This is a genomic window from uncultured Brevundimonas sp. (assembly GCF_937870815.1).
Taxonomy (GTDB): Bacteria; Pseudomonadota; Alphaproteobacteria; order Caulobacterales; family Caulobacteraceae; genus Brevundimonas.
This window is the reverse complement of sequence record NZ_CALMZS010000019.1, coordinates 1-19,365: the sequence shown is the minus strand read 5'-3', so window position 1 is coordinate 19,365 and position 19,365 is coordinate 1. Positions and strand designations below refer to the sequence as shown.

Genomic DNA, 19,365 nt, shown 5'->3' with positions numbered 1-19,365 from the left:
TTCTCCAGCTCCATGATCTCGTCGCGGGCGTCGTCGGTCTCGCCCAGCTCGCGCTGGATCGCCTTCATCTGCTCGTTGAGATAGTACTCCCGCTGGGTCTTCTCCATCTGGCGCTTGACCCGCGAGCGGATCTTCTTCTCGACCTGCAGGACCGAGATCTCGCCCTCCATCAGGCCGTAGACCTTCTCCAGCCGCGACGGCACCGAGACGGTCTCCAGCAGGCCCTGCTTGTCGGCGATCTTGACCGACAGATGGGCGGCGACGGAGTCCGCCAGCTTGGACGGGTCGGTGATCTGGGGGATCGAGCTGAGCGCCTCGGGCGGCACCTTCTTGTTCAGCTTCACATAGTTTTCGAACTGCTCGACGACCGCGCGCAGCAGGGCCTCCGACTGCGACGGCTCGCCCGGATCGTCGGCGATCGCCGCCGCCTCGGCCTCGAAATAGTCGGTGCGCCCGGTGAACCGGGTCAGGCGCGCGCGGCTCTTGCCCTCGACCAGCACCTTGACCGTGCCGTCGGGCAGTTTGAGCAGCTGCAGCACCGTGGCCAGAACCCCGATCGGATAGATGGCGTCGGCCTCGGGATCGTCGTCGACGCTGTTCTTCTGGGTGGCGAGCAGGATCTGCTTCTCGCCCTTCATGATCTCGTCGAGCGCCTTGACGGACTTCTCGCGCCCCACGAACAGGGGGACGACCATGTGCGGAAAGACGACGATGTCTCTCAGCGGCAGGACGGGCAGGGTCTTGGTCTCTGACATGATGCGTACTTCCCGGGGCCGTCGTTGATCTCCGGCCCGCCGGGCCGGCGTGCGGGGCGACCGTGCCCCGCCGTATCGACTCGGCCCGCCGTTCGGCGGCCTTCGGATGAGTATGTGGTTCGGATCAGCCGGGGTTCAAGCGTAACGGGTAGGCGACCGTCCCTTCCATCCACAGCCGTTCCGGGAGCAAACCCCGGGCCCGGCCCCGGGGTTCCACGGCATCGTCCATGCGCGACGCGCGGCCGGGACGCACGAAATCCCCCGCGCAGCGTGTGTCGCCGCCGCATCACCGCGGCCATTGAAAAGGGTGGGACCGGCGCCGGACCGCCCTGGACGAGGGTTCAGCCCGGGACTCAGGCGGCGCTGTCGGGCGCGGCCTTCTTGCCCCTGGATTCCGAGTAGATCAGCAGCGGCTGGGCCTTGCCCTCGATCACCTCGGCGTTGACCACGACCTCCTCGACGCCCTCGAAGGTGGGCAGTTCGAACATGGTCTCGAGCAGGATGCCCTCGAGGATCGAGCGCAGGCCGCGGGCGCCGGTCTTGCGGGTGATGGCCTTCTTGGCCACCGCGATCAGGGCGTCGTCGGTGAACGCCAGGTCGACGTTCTCCATCTCGAACAGCCGCTTGTACTGCTTGACCAGGGCGTTCTTCGGCTCGGTCAGGATCTTGACCAGGGCTTCCTCGTCGAGGTCCTCCAGCGTCGCCAGCACGGGCAGGCGGCCGATGAACTCGGGGATCAGGCCGAAGCGCATCAGGTCGTCCGGCTCGACGCCCTTGAGGATGTCGCCGGTGCGGCGCTCGTCGATCTCCTTGACCTTGGCGCCGAAGCCGATCGAGGCCCCGTCGCCGCGCGCCGCGATGACCTTTTCGAGGCCGGCGAAGGCGCCGCCGACGATGAACAGGATGTTGGCGGTGTCGACCTGCAGGAATTCCTGCTGCGGATGCTTGCGGCCGCCCTGCGGCGGCACCGAGGCGACGGTGCCCTCCATGATCTTCAGCAGGGCCTGCTGGACGCCCTCGCCCGAGACGTCGCGGGTGATCGAGGGATTGTCGGACTTCCTCGAAATCTTGTCGATCTCGTCGATGTAGACGATGCCGCGCTGGGCCCGTTCGACATTGTAGTCCGAGGCCTGCAGCAGCTTGAGGATGATGTTCTCGACGTCCTCGCCGACGTAGCCGGCCTCGGTCAGGGTCGTGGCGTCGGCCATGGTGAAGGGCACGTCGATGATCCGCGCCAGGGTCTGGGCCAGCAGCGTCTTGCCCGAGCCGGTCGGCCCGATCAGCATGATGTTCGACTTGGCCAGCTCGACGTCGTTGTTCTTCGTCGCGTGGTTCAGACGCTTGTAGTGATTGTGCACCGCGACCGAGAGCACCTTCTTGGCGTGCGCCTGGCCGATCACATAGTCGTCGAGGACCTCGCGGATCTCCTTCGGCGACGGCACCCCGTCCTTGGCCTTGGAGAAGGAGATCTTGTGCTCTTCGCGGATGATATCCATGCAGAGCTCGACGCACTCATCGCAGATGAACACGGTCGGCCCGGCGATGAGCTTGCGCACCTCATGCTGGCTCTTCCCGCAGAACGAGCAGTACAGGGTGCTCTTGGCGTCTGTGCCGGCGGCTTTGGTCATCGACCCTTCTCACTCCCGCGATCGACCCCGATATGAGGCCAAACGCGCTTCCCTCGCGTTGATTCCCGAACCATGGGCGCAAAGGTCTTCAAAAAATGACAATCACCCATCCCGGCGCCCGCCACAACCCCGCGAAAGCGAAGCAGGAGACGGAAGCGGACGGTTCACTGTCGATGGCGATCGCGGCGAATGTCTGACATGGGACGCCAGCCTCCGTTTCGCCAGCCGCCCCGCAAGGATCAGGCCATCGTCGCCTTCGACTTCGACGGCACCCTGACGATCCGCGACAGTTTCACCGAATTCCTGCGCTGGCGCGCCGGCCCGGCCGCCTGGGCGCTGGGGCTGGTCAGGATGGCGCCGGCGGTGGCGACCTACGCCCGCGACCGGGACCGCGGCCGCATCAAGGCCGCCTCGGTGCGCGAATTCCTCAGGGGTGTGGACCGCGCGACACTGGAGGCGGACGCCGAACGCTTCGCCGGGCGGATCTGGCGCCGGTTCATGCGGCCGGACGCTCTCGCGGTCTGGAACGCCTGGGGCGACCGGGGCGCGCACCGGGTCATCGTCACCGCCAGCCCCGAAACCACCGTGGCCCCGTTCGCCCGCCGGCTGGGCGCCGAGGCCCTGCTGGGCACGCCGCTGCTGTTCGACGCCGACGACCGCGTCACCGGGGCCTTCGCCGGCCCCAACTGCCGGGGCGAGGAGAAGGTGCGACGATTGAGGACGGTTTACGGGGACGATGTGCGGCTGGCGGCGGCCTATGGCGACACCTCCGGCGATACGGAAATGCTGGAGATCGCCGGGGAGAAGGGGTTTCGGGTCTTCACCGGGCGACCCCGGGCCTCGCGCCCGGAGCCGGAGGGCGGCCGCGCCCGGCCCTGGAGCCTGATCGGTTGAGGCGGAATCGCTTCGCGATTCCGCCGATGCCGTGAATCAGGCTCCAGTCTAATGCTGGAGCGAAGATCCGGGTTTGGACGCGATCGCGTCCAAACCGATTTCACTCTAGACCGTCTTCACCCCGTCCTCGTCGGCCTGTTCGCGCTTGTCGTAGACGTGGTCGACGACGCCCCAGGCCTTGGCCTCTTCGGCGCTCATGAAGTGGTCGCGGTCGAGGGTCTTCTCGACCTCCTCATAGGTCTGGCCGGTGTGGTGGACGTAGATCTCGTTCAGCCGCCGCTTGGTGTAGCGGATGTCGGCGGCGTGCAGTTCGATGTCCGAGGCCTGGCCGCGGAAGCCGCCCGAGGGCTGGTGCACCATGATGCGGGCGTTCGGCAGGGCCACGCGCTGACCGGCGGCGCCGGCGGCCAGGATCAGCGAACCGGCCGAGGCCGCCATGCCCATGCACACGGTGGAAACCGGCGAGCGGATGTATTGCATGGTGTCGTAGATCGCGAGAGCCGACGACACCTGGCCGCCGGGGCTGTTGATGTACATGCTGATTTCCTTCTTCGGATTCTCCGATTCCAGGAACAGCAGCTGGGCGCAGATCAGCGAGGCCATCGAATCCTCGAACGGCCCGGTCAGGAAGATGATCCGTTCGCGCAACAGCCGCGAGAAGATGTCGAAGGCCCGCTCGCCCCGGCTGGATTGCTCCACCACCATGGGGACGAGGTTCATGTTCATCAGTTCGATCGGATCGCGCATTCAGGCCTTCTCGGGATGCTGGGGCCGCGACTCGCCGGTCGCGCGCCTGTTCGACAGGATATCGCGTCGCCCGGCGAAGGATGCAAGGCGCGGACCGGGCCCGGGCGGCCGCGCGGCGGTCAGAGCTCGTCGTCTTCCCTGAGCAGATCTTCCTTGGTGATCGGCGTATCGGTCACCCTGGCCTGGTCGAAGATCAGGTCGCAAACCTTCTCCTCATAGATCGGGGCGCGCATCTGGGCGGCGGCGTTGGGGTTCTGGCGATAGAAGTCCAGCACCTGACGCTCCTGGCCCGGATAGTTGCGGGCCTCGTTCATGATGGCGTTGTTGAGCTCCCGGTCGGTGACCTGGACGTTGTTGGCGCGGCCGATCTCGGCCAGCACCAGACCCAGGCGCACGCGGCGCTCGGCGATCTTGCGATACTCTTCCTTGAGCGTCTTCTCGGACTTCGCGGCGTCCTCCTCCGGCAGGCGGCCGGCTTCCTTGTCGGCCTGCACCTGGCTCCAGATGCTGTCGAATTCGGCATCGACCATCTTGGGCGGCAGCGGGAAGTCGTGGGCCTTGTCCAGCTCGTCGAGCAGGGCGCGCTTCAGCTTGAAGCGGGCGGCGCCCTTGTACTGCTGGTTCAGGTTGTCGCGCAGCAGCTCCTTGAGCTTGTCCAGCGACTCCAGGCCGATGCGCTTGGCGAAATCCTCGTCGACCACGGCCGGGGCCTCGGCCTTGATGGCCTTGACCTTGACGTCGAAGGTCACGGCCTTGCCGGCCAGGTGTTTGGCCTGATAGTCCTCGGGGAAGGTCACGTTCAGGACCTTCTCCTCGCCGACCTTGGCGCCCTTCAGCTGCTCCTCGAACCCCGGGATGAAGCGGTTCGAGCCGATCACCAGCTGGGCGTCCTCGGCGGCGCCGCCCTTGAACGGCTCGCCGTCCAGCTTGCCAAGGAAGTCGATGGTGAGCTCATCGCCCTCGGCGGCCTTGACGTTCTTGCCCTTCTTGTCCTCGTACGACCTGGCCTGGCCGGCCAGCTCGGCCAGCGCCTCGTCCAGGTCGGCGTCGGTCGCCTCATAGGTCGGGCGCGTCAGCTCCAGCGACTTGATGTCGACCGGGGTGAACTCCGGCATCACCTCCAGCGACATCTCGTAGGCGAGGTCGTCCTGGCCGGCGATGACCTTGTCCATGTCCGAGGTCAGCTTCATCTCGGCCGGGGCGGCCGGGCGCACCTTGGCGTCGTCGAGCGCCTTCTGGCTGGAGGTGTTCAACGCCTCGTTGACGATCTCGCCCATCAGGTCGCGGCCGAAGGTCTTCTTCACATGCGAGGCGGGGACCTTGCCGGGCCGGAAGCCCTTCAGCTTCACCTGCGGCGCGACCTCCTTCAGCTTCGCGTCCAGCTTCTGGTTCAGCTCCGCGACGGGGATGGTCACCGCGATCACGCGGCTGAGGCCTTCGGAGGACTTTTCGACGACTTGCATGGTCGGGATTCTGACGCTCTGGGGCGGCGCCTTGGCGGCGGGGCGCGCGCGATATGGGTAAAGCAAAAGGGCCGCCCCGGAACCGTTTCCGGCGAGGCGGCGCCTTGAAGCCCGCCCTTATGTAGAGGACGGCTCCAAAGGTCAATGTGAACCCGCAGGCATCGGGTTCCGGCGACGGCCGCAAACCGCTATCTGAAGGCATGGACCAGTCCCCCTCCCCGATCGGAGTCGCCATCTTCCCGGTGACCCCCCTGCAGCAGAACTGCACCCTCGTCTGGTGCCGCAAGACGATGAAGGCGGCGATCATCGACCCGGGCGCCTCGGTCGACGCCCTGCTGGCGGCGGCGACCGGACGGGGGCTGACGCTCGACGCCATCTGGATCACCCACGGCCATCTCGACCACGCCGGCGGCGCGGCCGAGATGCAGGAGAAGACCGGACTGGACATCATCGGCCCGCACCCGGACGACCAATTCTGGATCGACGGCATCCCCCAGCAGGGCCGGATGTACGGCCTGCCCGGGGCGCGCAGCTTCACCCCGACGCGCTGGCTGGCCGACGGCGACGCCCTGACCCTGGGGGAGACGCGCTGGGAGGTGTATCACTGCCCCGGCCATACCCCGGGCCACGTGATCTTCTTCAACCGCGCCGCCCGGTTCGCCCAGGTGGGGGACGTCCTGTTCAAGGGCTCGATCGGCCGCACCGACTTCCCGCGCGGCGATCACGCGGCGCTGCTCGCCGCCATCACGACCCGGCTCTGGCCGCTGGGCGACGACGTCGCCTTCGTGCCGGGGCACGGGCCGACCTCGACCTTCGGGGCCGAGCGGCGCAGCAACCCGTTCGTCTCGGACGAGGCGATGCGCGGGGCGCCGGTCCCCCGGCCCGCGGCGGGCCCGTCCTAGAGCCTGATCGGTTGAGGAAGAATCGCTTCGCGATGCCGCCGATGCCGTGAATCAGGCTCCAGTATAATGCTGGAGCGAAGATCCGGGTTTGGACGCGATCGCGTCCAAACCGATTTCACTCTAGCGGGCGATCAGCAGGCCGATGACCACGCCGAGGCCGAGCGCATAGAGCGTCGCCTGCATCGGCCCCTCCTCGACCGCCCGGCGCAGCCGCTCGGCCCGGGCCCGGCCCCAGTCGCGAGCCGCCAGGGCGTCCTCGCGGACCGCCGTATGCAGCGGCCGGGGCCCCGGGGTCCGCGCCTCGTCGCCGAGCAGGATGGCGTCGGCCTCGCGGTCCAGCCGCGCCGACTCCAGCTCGACGCCGTCGTCGATGTCTTCGGGACCGGGCTGGCCGGTGTACGTCGTCTCGCTCATGGCGGGCTCCCTGAAATGCTCGGTACGGCCTGTTCAATCCACGCCTCCCCGGGCGGTTCCGGCGCGTCGGGAAAGTGATTGAACGGGCCGCCCGCCCCGGCGTTCTACCGGCGAGGAGGCCGCCATGACCTATATCGAGCCCACCCCGCCCGGCACGCCCCGACCCGACATGCCCCCGCCGGACACCCCCCAGCCCGACATCGACCCGACCGAGGCGCCCGACGAGATTCCGCCGCTCGAACCCGGCGGCGGCGGCGAGGGGGACTCCCGTCCATACGGCGAGGACTGACGACCGGCGTTCGTCAAACCCCCTGATTCGCTCGCGTTTCTGTGAGGAACGGACCGGAACCGGACGGGGTCGGGGGGGTTCAGTCAGCAACCTCGACCGTCGGTGTGAAAGGACATTGCAATGGCTTTAGGTCAGCCCATCCGAGCCTCCGGTGTTTCCAAGCGGGGCTTCGCCTCGATGGATCCGGAACGACAGCGGGAGATCGCGCGCAAGGGCGGCGCCAGCGTGCCCAGCGAGAAGCGCAGCTTCTCCCAGGACCGCGGCCTCGCGGCCCAGGCCGGACGCAAGGGCGGCGAGGCCTCGCACGGTTCGCGCGCCAAGGAGACCCGCTCCTCCGAATAGGCCCCCCGGAGCCGGGACGGAACCCGGAGGGGCGGCGCCGGACATCCGGGCCGCCCCTTCCGATTCAGGCCTCCAGCAGCGCCAGCGCCACCGAGGGTTCCGGCCCGGTCTCGAAGGCGGCGACCCGCCAGCCGGACGCCGCCGCCAGGTCGCGGACCGAGGCCTCGGTGAATTTGCGCGAATTCTCGGTGTGGATGGTCTCGCCGCGACGGAAGGCGACGATCCGCCCGTCGATCTCCACCTGCATGTCCCGCACCGCCTCCAGATGCATCTCCATGCGCGCGGCGTCGGCGTTCCACAGCGCGCGGTGCACGAAGCCGTCGATGTCGAAACCCGCCTTCAGCTCGCGGTTGGCGCGGACCAGCAGGTTCCGGTTGAAGGCCGCCGTCACCCCGGCGGCGTCGTCATAGGCGGCGGTCAGCACCGCGGGCGCCTTGACCAGGTCGACGCCGAGAATGAACAGCGCCCCCTCGCCCAGCTGGCGCCGGGCGGCGGTCAGGAAGGCCACGGCCTCCGCCTCCTCCAGGTTGCCGATGGTCGAGCCGGGGAAGAAGCCGATCCGCCGTCCGTCGCCGATTCCCTCGGGCAGGGCCGCCAGATGCAGGAAGTCGCCGACCAGCGGCGCGACGCGGATTCCGGGATAGGTTTCGTCGATGCGCCGGGCCGCGGCGCTGAGCGCGTCGGCGCTGATGTCGATGGGGACATAGGCGGCCAGGCCGGGGGCCGCGTCGAGTACGATCCGGGTCTTCTCGCTGGCTCCCGAGCCGAATTCGACCAGCGTCGCGCCGGGACCGAAGCGCGCCGCCCAGGCCGGGGCGACCTCACGCAGCAGCGCCGCCTCCTGCCGGGTCGGATAGTATTCCGGCAGCCGGGTGATCTGTTCGAACAGGCGGGACCCCTCGGCGTCGTAGAACCATTTGGGCGAGGCGACCTTGGGCGAGCGGCCGAGGCCGTTCAGGAGGTCGCGGCGGAACCGGGCGGTCTCGGCCTCGCCCGCGGCGCGCGCTTCGGGAGCGGGCAGGTCCCTGGCCAGTCTCAGTCCCATGAACGCCCACCTCTGCTGCGGATAGAAGAAATTGCGGTAGCTGACCCGCTCATGACCCTCCGGCGTCGCCCAGCAGGATCCGCGCAGCACCATCTGGTTGGCCATGAACTTGCCGTTGTACTCGGACGCGGTCCCTTCGGTCGGCCGGAAACCCCGATATGGGGCGTAGGCGCTCGAGGTCCACTGCCAGACCTCGCCGAATGCGTTGGAAAACACCTCGGGGCGGCAGCGGACCGCATGCTCCCACTCGGCCTCGGTCGGCAGGCGGGCGCCGGCCCAGCGGGCGTAGGCCTCGGCCTCGTAGAAGCTGACGTGGCGCACCGGCGCGCCGGGATCGACGGTCCGGCGGCCCGCCAGCGTCATCGTGGTCCAGCCCCGCTCCTCGCGGCGCCAGTACAGCGGCGCCGTCCAGGACTCCGCCCTCACCGCCGCCCAGCCGTCCGACAGCCACAGCTCCGGCCGCTCATAGCCGCCGTCCTCGATGAAGCCGATCCAGTCGGCGTTGCTGACCAGGTCGTGGTCGAGGCCGTAGGGCTCCAGCCACTGGAGGTGGGCCGGCCCCTCGTTGTCGAAGGCGAAGCCGTCGCCGTCGTGGCCGATCCGCGCCAGCCCGCCCTCGAAGCGCGTCCGGCCGCCCCGCGGGGGCTGGGCCGGGGCCCGCCGCGGTTCGGCGTCGTAGGCGGCCGGGTCCAGCGGAGACCGCGCCATCAGATTGAGCAGATCCATCAGGAACAGTTCCTGATGCTGCTGGTCGTGGTGCAGGCCGAGGGTGAACAGATAGGCCTGCCGCCCCCGCGGCGGGCCGCGCCCGAGCCAGGCCTCCATGCGCCGGTCGATCTCGCGCCGGTAGGCCAGGACCTCGTCCAGCGACGGCCGCGTCATCAGCCCGCGATCGCCGCGCGCCACCCGCTCACCCAGGGCTTCATAGTAGCTGTTGAACAGAAATTGGAGGCGCGGGTCGACCGGCGCATAGCCCGGCTCGCCGGCCAGGATCATCGCCTCGAAGAACCAGCTGGTGTGGGCCAGGTGCCATTTGCCCGGGCTGCAGTCGGTCATCGACTGGGCCGCCAGGTCTTCCGGGCCGAGACCGCGGGCGAGATCCGGCAGGGCCGAGCGAACCCGTCGGAACGCCTCCAGCGAGGCGTCCGAGGACGCCGGGACTCGGATGGATGCGGTCATGCGTCGGCCCCTGGACGTCCCGTTCCCCCGGCCGGGGACAACCGCCACAGTCCCTGTTTGTTCCACGGCGACGGCGGCCTGTCCAGCGGAACGCTCCCCTCGCGCGGGGCGTTCAGATCGCGCGTCCCGATTTACGGCGACACGTCCGCCGTGGTGAGAGTTTCCGCATGTCGCTGCCCAGCGCGCCATCCGAGGGTGGCCACGACACCGACCCCGTCGCTCCGGAAGGCATTGTGGACCGCGCCAGCTGGCGCGAGGCGGTCACCGCCCGCCTGCCCTCCCTGCGGGCCTTCGCCTGGTCGCTGTCGCGCAATGGCGCGGACGCCGACGACCTGGTCCAGGAGACCCTGACCAAGGCCTGGACCTATCGCGACCGCTTCGAGCCCGGCACCAACCTCAGGGCCTGGCTGTTCACCATCCTCCGGAACTCCTGGTATTCGTCGGTGGCCAAGCGGAGCCGCGAGGTCGCCGACGAGGACGGACGCCACGCCGCGCGCCTGACCGCCGAGGGCAGCCAGGAATGGACCGTCGAGCTCAGCGCGCTCAGGCACGCGCTCGACGACCTGCCGCCCGAGCACCGCGAGGCCATCGTCATGGTCGGCGCCGCCGGCCTGTCCTACGAGGAGGCGGCCGAGATCGCCGGCTGCGCGCTCGGCACCATCAAGAGCCGCGTCAACCGCGCCCGCAACCGGCTGGCGGAGGCGATGGACATGCCCCGGGGCGCCGCCTGACGGTCACGACCGCTCGCCGCGGCCCGGTTTCGGCGCGGTCAGCCGGTCGAGGTGTTCCGTCAGCACGGCCGGCGTCGGCGCGGCCTCGACGGCCTTGAAGGCCTGGCGCAGCGCGGCCTGCACCTCCGGCCTGTCACGCGGCCCTGATCGTTTCGCCATGGGTCCCCCCGGCCCGCACCGGCGGGCATGGGCCGGCGGCGGGCCCTCTCGACTATCCGACCGGGGCGGCCGGTGTCAAAGGCGGCGGACGGCGTCCAGCAGCTCGTCGACGGCCTCGGCGGTCGTCGCCCAGGAGCAGACGAAACGCACCGATCCGTCATCGAAGCGGTAGCAGGCCCAGCCGAGCTCGTTGAGCCGCCGGTGGGCCTCGGCCGGCATATGGACGAACACGGCGTTGGCCTCGACCGGATGGGCCAGGGCGAACGGCGACCCGGCCGCCAGGCCCCCGGCCAGCCGTTGCGCCATCAGATTGGCGTGGGCCGCGCCGTCCTCCCAGGCGTTGCTCTCCAGCAGGCCGAGGAAGGGCGCGGCCAGGAAGCGGGCCTTGGACGCCGTCTGCCCGGCCTGCTTCAGTCGGTTGTCGATGCGCCGCGCCAGCGAGCGGTCGAACATGACGATGGCCTCGGTGCAGTTGGCCCCGGCCTTGGCCCCGCCGAACACCAGCACGTCGACGCCCAGCCGGGCGATCTGTTTCAGATCGAACCCGGCCGCCGCGGCGTTGGCCAGCCGGGCCCCGTCGACGTGGACGCCATGGCCCTTCAGCTTCATCGGCTCGATCAGGTGGCGCAGCTCCTCCTCGGTGTAGACGGCGCCGTATTCGGTCGACTGGGTCAGGCTCAGCGCCGCCGGGGGCTGGCGGTGGCCGACCTCGGGCTCGTCGAGGGCGGCGGCCAGCGCCAGCGGATCGATCTTGCCCGAGAAGCCCGGCAGGCCGATCAGGCCGACGCCGGACCCGAAGAAGCCGGGCGCGCCGGTCTCGTCGGTGCAGACGTGGGCCGCGTGATGGGCCAGCACCGCCTCGTGCGGCCACGCCAGCATCGACAGGGCGATGGCGTTCGCGGCCGTGCCCGAGAACACGAAGCGGACCTCGGCGTCGGCGTCGAGGCGGGCCCGGATCTGGTCGGCGGCGCGCGCCGTGACCTCGTCCGCGCCATAGGCCCGGGCGTGGCCCTGGTTGGCCTCGACGAAGGCCTGCAGGGCGGCCGGCGCCATGCCGGCGGTGTTGTCCGAACCGAAGTCGTGGCGCATCGCTCAGTCTTCTCCGGTTTCCGGCGCGCCGGCGGCGGCGTCGCCCGTTCTCCGCCCGGCCCGCCCGGCCGCCGGCGCGACGGGCGGCAGGTCGCCCGCGTCGCCGTAGGGCACGGCCACCTGGTGCGGGAACGGAATCTCGATGCCGGCCGCGTCGATGGCCTCCTTGCCGCCCTGCATCAGATCGGCCTGGGTCTGCCACCAGTCGTCCGAATTGACCCAGGCCTGCAGGGTGATCTGGACGGCGCTGTCCAGCAGGGCGGTCACCCCGGTCCAGGGAGCCGGGTCCGGCAGCACCTTGTCGTGCCCTTGCGCCACCGCCTCCAGCACGCCGCGCGCCGCGTTCAGGTCCTCGCCGTAGCCGACCGTGAAGTTGATCTCCACCCGCCGCGTCCTCTGTCCCGACAGGTTCAGGATGACGTCGCCCAGCACCTTCGAGTTCGGCACGACGATCTTGTGGTTGTTGGCGTTCGCCATCTGGGTGGTGAACAGGTCGAGCCGCTGCACCGAGCCGGCCACCCCGCCGACGTCGATCACGTCGCCGACCTTGTAGGGTCTCAGCACCAGCAGCAGCACCCCCGCCGCCACGTTGGACAGGGTTCCCTGCAGCGCCAGGCCGACCGCCAGCGAGGCGGCCCCGAGAACCGCGATGATCGAGGTGGTCTGCACCCCGAGCCGCTGCAGGATGGCGATGAAGCCGATGATGTAGATCACCACCCGCGCCACCTGGATGGCGAAACTCAGGACGGTCTGGTCCTTGCGGAAGGCGTGGACCCGCAGCAGGGCGCGCCGCGTCAACCGCGCCGCCCAGCGCGCCCCGATCACCGTCGAGGCCAGGATGACCAGGGCGATGGCCAGATTGATCGCCAGGTCGCCCGCCAGGTCGGTGAGCTTGGCCAGCAGGGCCGCGTCCAGGGCGGCCGCCTGCCGGCCGGCCGCCAGGGCGTCGTTCAGCGAGGTCTGCAGCGAGGTCATCCGGCCGGGTCTAACGTCCCTGCTCCGTTTTGGAAGCCCGCCGGGGCCGGATTCTTCAGCCGGTCGCCGTCCCGATCCGCCCGCCCCCGCCCTCCAGCGCGTCCAGCAGGTCGATGACGTCGTCCAGGGAGCCGGCCTCGCGCGCGGGCTTGTCCCAGCGGATGCGGCTGATGCGCGGAAAGCGCATGGCCACCCCGGACCTGTGCCGGGTCGACCGGTTCAGCCCCTCGAAGGCGATCTCCAGCACCAGGCCGAAGTCGCGTTCGGCCCGCACCGCGCGCACCGGTCCGAACCGCTCCACCGTATGGTCGCGAACGAATTTGTCGAGCTGCCTCAGCTCCTCGTCGGTGAAGCCGAAATAGGCCTTGCCCACCGGCGTCAGCGCCCCTTCGTCCGTCCACACGCCGAAGGTGTAGTCGGAATAGAAGCTCGAGCGCTTGCCGTGCCCGCGCTGGGCGTACATCAGCACGGCGTCGATGACGTGCGGATCGCGCTTCCATTTGAACCACGGGCCCCTGGGGCGGCCGGCCACATAGGGGCTGTCCCAGCGCTTCAGCATCAGCCCCTCGGCCGCCGCCCCGACCGGGGGATCGGCGCGCAGGGCGGCCAGCTCGTCCCAGCCCGCAAAGGGCACGATCGGCGACAGGTGCAGCCGGGCCCCGCCCTGCCCCTCGACCAGCGCCTCGAGCCGCGCCCGGCGCTCCTTCAGCGGCAGCAGCCGCAGGTCCTCGCCACGCTCCGCCAGCAGGTCATAGGCGACGATGGCCGCCGGAAAGGCCGCCATCCTCCGGGCGTCGACGCTCTTGCGGTTCAGCCGCTGCTGAAGATCGCCGAAGGGTGCCGCCCCGCCGTCCCGCCAGATCACCAGTTCGCCGTCCACCGCGCCGTCGAACGCCAGCCCGGCCATCACGTCCTGGAAGGCGCCCGAGATCTCGTCGCCCGTGCGTGAATACAGCCGCGCCGCCCCGCCCTCGCGCACGGCCTGCACCCGGATGCCGTCCCATTTCCACTCCGCGGCGTAGTCGGCGGGGTCCAGCCTCGGGAAGTCCGCCGCCCCGTCGATGGCGGTGGCCAGCATGACCGGCCGGAACCGTCCCGGCGCCGCGGCGTCGGGCCGCTCGCCATGGCCCTCCAGCCAGGCGAACAGGTCGCCGTAGGGCGGCGTCAGCGCATGCCACAGCTCCTCGATGTCCGACGCCCCGACCGGCTCCAGCGCGGTCCATCCCTCCCCGCCCCCGGGCTCGGGCGGGGCGCTGACCCGCTCCGGACGGACCATGGCCGCGGCCGTCCTGGCCAGCCGCGCCGACAGGCCGACCCGCAGTCCGCCGGTCATCAACTTCAGCAGCGCCCATCGGCCCTTCGGTGCCAGGGTGTCGAGCCAGCCCTCGAGCAGGCCGGGAACCTCGGCCCGCCCGGCCGTCCGCAGCGCCTCGACCACCTCGCCCAGCGACGGCTCGCGATTGGGGCGACGGTCCGGATCGGGCGGCCAGATCAGCGCCACGGTCTCGGCCAGGTCGCCGACATAGTCGTAGGACCAGCCGAACAGCACCGGGTCGACCCGGCCCTCCACCGCCCTGCGGATCATCGCCGGCCTGGCCGCGGCGAAGGTCAGCTCGCCGGTCAGCGCGGCCAGCGCCCAGCCCCGGTCCGGGTCGGGCGTGCTCCTCAGATAGTCCCTCAGCAGGATCAGCTTCGCATTGCGCGAGGCCGTCAGCGACAGTCGGTCCAGCAGTTCGGCGAAGGCGCGCATGCCGCCTTCAAACGCGAAAACGCCGCGGAAGTCTCCCTCCGGCGGCCCCGCGCGGCGCGGTCAGGCCGCCCGGGCCCGCTGGCCGGTCTCGGCGAAGGCGCGCAGCCCCGCCCGTCCGTCGCCGACCTGGTTCATCACCTGCGCCAGGGCGGCGAAGTCGATCGGCTTGTTCAGATAGGCGTCGGCCCCGGCCTCCAGCCCGGCCTCGTGGTCCTCGGTCCGGGCCGAGGCGGACAGCACCACGATCGGCGTCTCGCGATTGACCCCCGCCCCGGCGCGGATGGCCCGCGTGGCGGTCAGGCCGTCCATGACCGGCATGTTCACGTCCATGATGATCAGATCGAAGCGCTGGCCCGCGGCCATCTCGACGGCGATCTGGCCGTTCTCCGCGGTCGACGAGACATGGCCGGCCGAGCTCATCCAGGCTTCGAGGATCATCCGGTTGACCGGGTGATCCTCGACCACCAGCACGCCCAGCGACCGGCCGCCCTCGACCTCGGCCGCGATCGGCGCCGCGGCTTCCTGGCGGGTCCACTCCACCACCGCCGCCTCGACGCTGAAGGTGAAGGTCGAGCCCTCGCCCACTGTCGACTCCACGGTGATGTCGCCGCCCATGATGTTGGCCATCCGGCGCGAGATGGTCAGGCCCAGGCCGGTGCCGCCGAAACGGCGCGTCGACGAGGCGTCGACCTGGGTGAACGGCTGGAACAGCCGCTCGAGATCCTCGGGGGCGATGCCGGCCCCGGAGTCCTTGACGACGAAATCGAACCGGACCCGGTCCTCCCCGATCGGCTCGGAGCGGACGGTATAGATCACTTCGCCGGCGTCGGTGAATTTAACCGCATTGGACAGCAGGTTGTGGATGACCTGGCAGACCCGCAGCGGATCGCCGCGGACCACGGCCGGCGGTTCGCCCTCGAAGCGGGCCGAGAAGATCAGCCCCCTAGCCTCGGCCTGGGCCTGGAACGGCCCGATGATCCGCTTGTGCAGGTCCTCCACCAAGACGTCGACGACCTCGAAGGTCATCTTGCCCGCCTCGATCTTGGTCATGTCGAGGATGTCGTTGAGCAGGCTCAGCAGATTGTCGCCCGAGTTGCGGATGATCGACAGATATTCGCGCTGGCTCGGCTCGAGCCGGGTGGCCCCGAGCAGTTGCGCGGCCCCGAGCACCCCGTTCATCGGCGTGCGCAGCTCATGCGAAATGACGCCGAGGAAGCTGGACTTGGCCTCGCTGGCCGCATCGGCGCGGTCGCGGGCGGACTCAAGCTCCTCGATCAGATGGGCCTGATGTCTTTGGAAGACGCGGATCCGCTCCTCGCGCAGCATGGTCATCAGCACCAGCACGACCAGGCCCGCGGCCGTGAACGGCACCACCCCCATGAAGGCCCAGAACAGGTCCGTGCCCCACAGGGAGGCGGCGATGACGGCGGCCGAGACGCCGTAGGGCGACGAGATCACCACGGCCTGTTTCGGCGAGCTGCGCAGCTGGGCGAACACCAGCACATAGCCCGAGACCAGCAGGGTCATGGCCAGGGGCTGGCCGAAGGGGTGGCCCGAGAACCACGCCATCAGCGGCGCGGTCGCCCAGGCGGCGGTGGTCGCCGTGGCCACGGCCGGGAAGATCAGGCCCCAGCCGGCTCCGACCCGGTCGCTGATGCGCTTCTCGACCGCGCCGCGCAGGGCGCCGGCGGCGATGGTGCCGAAGAACCAGAAGGCCGCCGTGATCGGCCCGACCACTGACAGCAGGCCCACGGCCCAGCTGGAGATGATCAGATAGCGGAGATACTGGGTCTGCAGAATGGCGCGCAGCGCCTGGGCGGCCTCGCCGGAACCGGGGTCGCCGTTCGCCGGCTTGCTGATCCCGTCGGATTCGACCATTGCGCGCCCTTCCCCATTCCAGTCCGGGCGAACGCTAGGAGCAAGATTCTAAGACGAGGTGAACGCTGACGCTTTCCGACGACGCCGTTCGGCGAGGCGTCGCGGTTCAGCCGGACCCGGCCTCGGCCGGGGTCAGGGCGCGGATCGACAGGGCGTGCACCGGCCCGGCCAGCTCCTCGCGCAGCAGGTCGTTCACGGCCCTCTGGCGCTGGACCCGCCCCTGGCCCTCGAAGGCGCGGGAAACCACGGTGACGTTGAAATGGCTCTCGCCGCCGGCCCGGCCGTCGACGCCGCCTTCGTGGTGATGGCCGGCGTGGCGGCCGCTGTCGTCCTCGATCTCCAGACGCGCCGGCGCCAGTCCCGCCGTGAGTTTTTCACGAATAATCGTCGCGATCGGGCCTTCCGGCATGCGCTTGTCCTTGTTGGCGACCAATTCGCCCCTACACTTCGCGCGATGTCATCCGCGTTTCAATACAAGCCCCGCTTCAAGGATATGCGGGTCAGGCCGCCCCGGCCCGAGGAGGAGGCGGCCGAGGCCGACGTCCTGCACCTCAAGCCGGGCGAGAAGCCGTGCCAGTGGCCCGACTGCCGCCAGGCCGCCACCGCCCGCGCGCCCCGCTCGCGCGAGCGCCTCAACGACTTCTACGACTTCTGCCAGCGCCACGCCGGCGAGTACAACAAGGGCTGGAATTTCTACGCCGGCATGAGCGAGGGCGAGGTGCGCGCCGCCCAGGAGAACGAGGCCATGACCGGCGGCCGCCCGACCTGGGAGATGAAGGCCGGCAGGTTCACCCGCGAGGCCGCCGCCTTCGCCGCCAAATTCGGCACGGCCAACACCCAGGGGGCCGGCAGCTGGCGCGACAGCTTCGGCCTGTTCGGCCGCCGCACCCGCGAGCAGGCGGGGCCGGACGGCGAGGATCAACTGCGGCTGGGCAAGCTGGAGCGCTCGGCCCTGGCCGACCTGGACCTCGATGTCCGCAGCGACAGGAAGGCGATCAAGGCCCGCTACCACGAGCTGCTGAAGCGCTTCCACCCGGACCTGAACAAGGGCGACCGCGGCGCCGAGGCCAAGCTCCAGAACGTCATCAAGGCCTACAAGACCCTGAAGAAGGCGGGTCTCGCCTGACCCGTTAGTCCAGCGTCGTCCGGTACCTGAGCATCGCCAGCGCCCCCACGACCAGCACGAACAGGGCCAGGGCGAACAGGCTGGGGCCGGCGTTCTCCAGCCCCACCCCCTTGAGCAGCGAACCGCGCACCACCCGCAGGAAATGGGTCACCGGGATCGCCGTGCCGATGGCCTGGGCCCACTCCGGCATGCCCCGGAACGGGAACATGAAGCCGGACAGCAGGATCGACGGCAGCATGTAGAAGAAGCTCATCTGCATCGCCTGCAGCTGCGTCTTCGCCACGGTCGAGATCAGGAAGCCGAGCGACAGCGAGCCGACGATGAACAGCATCAGCCCCGTCCCCAGCGCGATCCAGCCGCCGCTCATCGGCACCTGGAACAGCAGCCGCGCCATCACCAGGATCACCGTCGCCTGGATCAGCCCGACCAGCACATAGGGGGTCAGCTTGCCGACCATGACCTCCAGCGGCCGCACCGGCGTCGACAGCAGGCTCTCCATCGTGCCGCGCTCGCGCTCCCGCGCCATGCCCAGCGAGGTCATCATCACCAGCGTCATCGACAGGATAATGCCCAGCAGGCCCGGCACGATATTGTAGGCGGTGATGGCCTCGGGATTGTAGCGCCGGTGCACGATCACCTCGAACGGCTGAGCCCCCGGGATCCGTTTCGCCAGCGGCCCGGTCAGCTCGCGGGTCAGGGCCTGGGCCGGCAGGCTGGCCAGGGCCGCCACCGCGCCCGAGGTCGCCGAGGGGTCGGAGGCGTCGGCCTCGACCAGCAGCTGGGCCCGGTCGCCGCGCACGATCCGACGGGTGAAGTCGGCGGGGATGATCACCGCGAACTGGATGTCGCCCCGCGCCAGCGCCCGGTCCAGCTCGGACTGGCTGCGCGCCTGCAGCACGATGTCGAAATAGCCGCTGTTGTCGAGCGCGGTCAGGATCGAGCGGGAGAAGCCGCCGTTGTCCTGAACCAGCACCGCGGTCGGCAGGCTGCGCGGATCGTCGTTGATGGCGTAGCCGAACAGCAGCAGCTGGACGATGGGCAGCATCAGGATCATCGCATAGGTCAGCCGGTCGCGCGTCAGCTGGATGAACTCCTTGGCCATCACGGCCCAGGTGCGGGTTAGGGACAGCATCTCAGGCCGCCCTGTCTTTCTCGGTCTCGATGTCGTGAATCAGCTGGATGAAGACGTCCTCCAGCGTCGGCTTCGTCTCGCGCCATTCCAGCGGCGGCTTGCGGAACGGCCTGATCGCCGCCTCCAGCGCCGCGCGGTCGCGCAGGTCGTAGGCGGGATCGGCGAAGCTGCGCCACAGCCCCGCCGCGCCGCGATGCGTGGGCTGCGCCGAGTAAGGGGCCGCCTTTACCGACTTGAAAGGTCTCGCCGACCAGAATGGCGGCATGGCCCATTACGTGCACGAAGACGGCCTCAGACTTCGCCAGAAGGTGCGGGCCGTGGTCACCAACACCGCCGGCGAAGTGCTTTTGATCCGGCCTCACGGCTATGCGCCGGATCAGTGGACGCTCGCGGGCGGAGGGGTGGAGGCCGGCGAGTCGCCCGTCGAAGCGATGAGGCGTGAACTGGCCGAGGAACTCGGCATCGTATGCGAGCAACCGGACGAACTGCCGGTGCGGAACAGGTTCGTCTATTCACCCGACTACAAGTTCAAGCGCGGCCTCGACCACGACGGCCAGCAGGCGGTGATGTTCTTCGTGCGGGTCCAGGCAGGCATCGACTTGCGTATCCAGGCCGAGGAGATCGCCGAAGCCCGCTGGTTCCAGCCCGACGAGGCCGCTGGCGCATTTCCCGTCGCGAATCAGCGGTCCGTTTTTCAGGAGTGCATGGTTCTCGCCGCCTGAATCGGCAACTCATTGGGAAAATCCGAGGACGCCTAACTGGCGCTTGTAAAATCCGCAGATTGATCGCCCCAGGCCGCGCCGACAGCGGCTAAGAGGTTGGTTGCAGCGATGGCCCCATTCTCTTCGCCCTTCTCGAAGTCGCCTT

At 69.6% G+C, this 19,365-nt stretch carries 21 protein-coding genes; 7 read left to right on the top strand and 14 right to left on the bottom strand.

The genetic code is table 11. The features are described 5' to 3' along the window. A partial coding sequence (locus Q0588_RS01430; protein WP_298743087.1) for an LON peptidase substrate-binding domain-containing protein occupies nt 1-755 on the bottom strand: 755 nt, incomplete at its 3' end. A gap of 353 nt (nt 756-1,108) precedes the next feature. Next, a complete protein-coding gene (gene clpX, locus Q0588_RS01425) occupies nt 1,109-2,383 on the bottom strand; it encodes an ATP-dependent Clp protease ATP-binding subunit ClpX (protein WP_298743085.1) in 1,275 nt (424 codons plus the stop codon). A 198-nt stretch (nt 2,384-2,581) separates the two neighbouring features. Between clpX and Q0588_RS01420 the strand changes: the two genes are divergently transcribed. Further along, nucleotides 2,582-3,277, top strand: a complete 696-nt coding sequence (locus tag Q0588_RS01420; protein ID WP_366872478.1) for an HAD-IB family hydrolase — start codon at nt 2,582-2,584, stop codon at nt 3,275-3,277. 105 nt (nt 3,278-3,382) lie between these two features. Here Q0588_RS01420 and Q0588_RS01415 read toward each other — a convergent pair whose 3' ends face one another. Together Q0588_RS01415 and tig are read right to left on the bottom strand one after the other, a co-directional pair. After that, nucleotides 3,383-4,024 (bottom strand): ATP-dependent Clp protease proteolytic subunit, encoded by a 642-nt coding sequence (locus tag Q0588_RS01415; RefSeq protein WP_298743082.1) that lies wholly within the window; start codon nt 4,022-4,024, stop codon nt 3,383-3,385. A 119-nt stretch (nt 4,025-4,143) separates the two neighbouring features. After that, nucleotides 4,144-5,487, bottom strand: coding sequence for a trigger factor (gene tig / locus Q0588_RS01410; protein WP_298743080.1), 1,344 nt, complete (start codon nt 5,485-5,487; stop codon nt 4,144-4,146). Nucleotides 5,488-5,687: 200 nt separating this feature from the next. Here tig and Q0588_RS01405 point away from each other — a divergent pair, with 200 nt between their 5' ends. Further along, nucleotides 5,688-6,389, top strand: coding sequence for an MBL fold metallo-hydrolase (locus tag Q0588_RS01405; protein WP_298743079.1), 702 nt, complete (start codon nt 5,688-5,690; stop codon nt 6,387-6,389). A gap of 120 nt (nt 6,390-6,509) precedes the next feature. Here Q0588_RS01405 and Q0588_RS01400 read toward each other — a convergent pair whose 3' ends face one another. Continuing rightward, nucleotides 6,510-6,803, bottom strand: a complete 294-nt coding sequence (locus Q0588_RS01400) for a hypothetical protein (RefSeq protein ID WP_298743078.1) — start codon at nt 6,801-6,803, stop codon at nt 6,510-6,512. Between the two features lie 124 nt (nt 6,804-6,927). On the opposite strand from Q0588_RS01400, the gene Q0588_RS01395 reads away from it, so the two are divergent. Together Q0588_RS01395 and Q0588_RS01390 are read left to right on the top strand one after the other, a co-directional pair. Beyond that, nucleotides 6,928-7,092, top strand: coding sequence for a hypothetical protein (locus Q0588_RS01395; RefSeq protein WP_298743076.1), 165 nt, complete (start codon nt 6,928-6,930; stop codon nt 7,090-7,092). A gap of 120 nt (nt 7,093-7,212) precedes the next feature. Next, nucleotides 7,213-7,434: a general stress protein gene (locus Q0588_RS01390; protein WP_298743074.1), complete on the top strand. Its 222-nt coding sequence runs from the start codon at nt 7,213-7,215 to the stop codon at nt 7,432-7,434. A 64-nt stretch (nt 7,435-7,498) separates the two neighbouring features. Here Q0588_RS01390 and egtB read toward each other — a convergent pair whose 3' ends face one another. Continuing rightward, nucleotides 7,499-9,658, bottom strand: coding sequence for an ergothioneine biosynthesis protein EgtB (gene egtB / locus Q0588_RS01385; protein ID WP_298743072.1), 2,160 nt, complete (start codon nt 9,656-9,658; stop codon nt 7,499-7,501). A 167-nt stretch (nt 9,659-9,825) separates the two neighbouring features. Here egtB and Q0588_RS01380 point away from each other — a divergent pair, with 167 nt between their 5' ends. After that, complete coding sequence (locus tag Q0588_RS01380) at nt 9,826-10,389, top strand: sigma-70 family RNA polymerase sigma factor (RefSeq protein WP_298743070.1); 564 nt, start codon at nt 9,826-9,828, stop codon at nt 10,387-10,389. A gap of 3 nt (nt 10,390-10,392) precedes the next feature. Here the strand turns inward: Q0588_RS01380 and Q0588_RS01375 are convergent, their stop codons facing one another. The 6 genes from Q0588_RS01375 to Q0588_RS01350 form a co-directional block, all read right to left on the bottom strand. Continuing rightward, the gene (locus tag Q0588_RS01375; RefSeq protein WP_298743068.1) at nt 10,393-10,548 is read right to left on the bottom strand and encodes a hypothetical protein; all 156 of its coding nucleotides are present in this window, start codon (nt 10,546-10,548) and stop codon (nt 10,393-10,395) included. A gap of 75 nt (nt 10,549-10,623) precedes the next feature. Further along, the gene (locus Q0588_RS01370) at nt 10,624-11,637 is read right to left on the bottom strand and encodes a beta-eliminating lyase-related protein (protein WP_298743066.1); all 1,014 of its coding nucleotides are present in this window, start codon (nt 11,635-11,637) and stop codon (nt 10,624-10,626) included. A gap of 3 nt (nt 11,638-11,640) precedes the next feature. Beyond that, nucleotides 11,641-12,612: a mechanosensitive ion channel family protein gene (locus tag Q0588_RS01365; RefSeq protein ID WP_298743062.1), complete on the bottom strand. Its 972-nt coding sequence runs from the start codon at nt 12,610-12,612 to the stop codon at nt 11,641-11,643. Nucleotides 12,613-12,667: 55 nt separating this feature from the next. Continuing rightward, a complete protein-coding gene (locus Q0588_RS01360; RefSeq protein WP_298743060.1) occupies nt 12,668-14,362 on the bottom strand; it encodes a cisplatin damage response ATP-dependent DNA ligase in 1,695 nt (564 codons plus the stop codon). 60 nt (nt 14,363-14,422) lie between these two features. After that, nucleotides 14,423-16,240, bottom strand: a complete 1,818-nt coding sequence (locus Q0588_RS01355; protein ID WP_298743059.1) for an ATP-binding protein — start codon at nt 16,238-16,240, stop codon at nt 14,423-14,425. A 106-nt stretch (nt 16,241-16,346) separates the two neighbouring features. After that, nucleotides 16,347-16,649 (bottom strand): BolA family protein, encoded by a 303-nt coding sequence (locus tag Q0588_RS01350; protein ID WP_298743057.1) that lies wholly within the window; start codon nt 16,647-16,649, stop codon nt 16,347-16,349. A 45-nt stretch (nt 16,650-16,694) separates the two neighbouring features. On the opposite strand from Q0588_RS01350, the gene Q0588_RS01345 reads away from it, so the two are divergent. Then, complete coding sequence (locus tag Q0588_RS01345; protein ID WP_298743056.1) at nt 16,695-17,366, top strand: J domain-containing protein; 672 nt, start codon at nt 16,695-16,697, stop codon at nt 17,364-17,366. A gap of 4 nt (nt 17,367-17,370) precedes the next feature. On the opposite strand, the gene Q0588_RS01340 is transcribed toward Q0588_RS01345, so the two are convergent. Together Q0588_RS01340 and Q0588_RS01335 are read right to left on the bottom strand one after the other, a co-directional pair. Continuing rightward, the gene (locus Q0588_RS01340) at nt 17,371-18,498 is read right to left on the bottom strand and encodes an ABC transporter permease (RefSeq protein WP_298743055.1); all 1,128 of its coding nucleotides are present in this window, start codon (nt 18,496-18,498) and stop codon (nt 17,371-17,373) included. Between the two features lies 1 nt (nt 18,499). Then, nucleotides 18,500-18,763: a hypothetical protein gene (locus Q0588_RS01335; protein ID WP_298743053.1), complete on the bottom strand. Its 264-nt coding sequence runs from the start codon at nt 18,761-18,763 to the stop codon at nt 18,500-18,502. Here Q0588_RS01335 and Q0588_RS01330 point away from each other — a divergent pair. Further along, nucleotides 18,762-19,220, top strand: coding sequence for an NUDIX hydrolase (locus tag Q0588_RS01330; RefSeq protein ID WP_298743051.1), 459 nt, complete (start codon nt 18,762-18,764; stop codon nt 19,218-19,220). The two genes, Q0588_RS01335 and Q0588_RS01330, sit on opposite strands and share 2 nt — an antisense overlap. Nucleotides 19,221-19,365: the final 145 nt, after the last annotated feature.